Here is a 1481-nt window from a genome sequence, read left to right on the forward strand (position 1 = left end):
GAACGCCGCCGCGCCACCCGCGAGTTGAACAAGGGAGAGGCCCAGAACGCCCTCAAGCGCGCCATCTTTTTCCATCGCACCGGCCGGATCCGCGATCACGGACTGCAAGCCCAGGGACATCGGGCGAGCGCGCTCAATCTCGTCGCCAGCGCCGTCGTATTGTGGAACACCACCTATCTCGGAGCCGCAATGCGGCATCTCGAACATCAAGGACGATCCGTTCCGCCTGGTCTGCTCCAGCATCTCTCTCCGCTGGGGTGGCAGCATATCAACCTGACCGGGGATTACCTCTGGACCGACGCCGACATCCCAGAAGGGAAACTCCGCCCGCTCCGGCAAGCCATCACAATCACCGATAATCCTTAGCGTATATCTGTGCCCGTTTTATGTACGTCCCCCCACTGGCGCGATGCGTCCTCGGCGGTTTCCTGCGTGAAGATCGTGCGTAGCAGGGCCGTGATGGCAGGACGCTGTTTCGCGTGGGCATGGGCAAGCGCGTTACGCATCCAGTGCACCCGGCAGCGTTGCAGGCTCGCATTGAACACGCGACCGGCAGCGCCACGCAGCCCGGCATGAGCATCGGCGACCACCAGCTTCACGCCGCGCAGGCCGCGATCGGCCAGGGAGCGCAGGAAATCGGTCCAGAATGTTTCCGCTTCTGACGGCCCTGTGGCGACGCCCAGCACTTCACGGCGACCATCCATGTTCACTCCCACAGCGATTATCACAGCAATCGAGACGATCCGGCCGCCCTGTCGGACTTTCAGATACGTGGCGTCGATCCACAGATATGGCCATTCGCCCTCAAGCGGGCGCGACAGGAAGGAGTTGACCCGTTCGTCGATCTCGCCGACCAGCCGGCTGACCTGGCTTTTGGAGACCCCGCCGGCACCCATGGCGCGGACGAGATCGTCGACCGATCGGGTGGAAATGCCCTGCACATAGGCTTCCTGGATCACGGCCAGTAGAGCCTTTTCCGCCGTTTTCCGGGGTTCAAGGAAGGTCGGGAAGTAGCTGCCCCTGCGCAGCTTCGGGATCGCCAGTTCGACCGTGCCTGCCCGTGTGTCCCAGTTCCGGGCGCGATAGAGCAGTTCCACTTTAGGGCCTGTTAGCACTTGATCCAGTCTGCGGCGGCAGCGATGTGGATGACCGCGAGGAACGAGGTTGCTGTTTTTTCGTATCTGGTTGCGACAGCGCGCCATTCCTTGAGACGAGCCCAGAGGTTCTCCACAAGATGTCGGCATCGATAGGCCCATTTGGGACAGGCGACCGGCGCATCGCGTCGTTTCGCGGGAATGGCCGGTCGGGCTCCCATGTCCCATATCCGTTCACGAAAGGCGTCTGACGCGTAGCCTTTGTCCGCCACGACCCACAGGGGAACAGAGGGGAGATCGTCGAGCATGGCTGGCGCCAGTGGCAGTTCATGGGCCTGTCCGGGTGCCAGAGCGAAACCAATGGCTTTTCCGTGTCCGTCCGCGATC

At 62.5% G+C, this 1481-nt stretch carries 2 protein-coding genes and 1 pseudogene; 1 reads left to right on the forward strand and 2 read right to left on the reverse strand.

Features of this window, described 5'->3' with window-relative positions; genetic code table 11:
• Positions 1 to 366 (forward strand): Tn3 family transposase (locus GEU01_RS25440; protein WP_157212880.1); only part of this gene is annotated, 366 nt, incomplete at its 5' end.
• Positions 367 to 398: 32 nt separating this feature from the next.
• On the opposite strand, the pseudogene GEU01_RS23845 reads toward GEU01_RS25440, so the two are convergent.
• Both GEU01_RS23845 and GEU01_RS21730 read right to left on the reverse strand, forming a co-directional pair.
• A pseudogene (locus GEU01_RS23845) lies at positions 399 to 1085 on the reverse strand (IS256 family transposase); the annotation flags it as partial.
• A gap of 23 nt (positions 1086 to 1108) precedes the next feature.
• Positions 1109 to 1481: IS5 family transposase (locus tag GEU01_RS21730; RefSeq protein WP_019085529.1), on the reverse strand; the 373-nt coding region annotated here is incomplete at its 5' end.

The organism is Komagataeibacter europaeus LMG 18890 (assembly GCF_000285295.1).
GTDB classification, from domain to species: Bacteria; Pseudomonadota; Alphaproteobacteria; order Acetobacterales; family Acetobacteraceae; genus Komagataeibacter; species Komagataeibacter europaeus.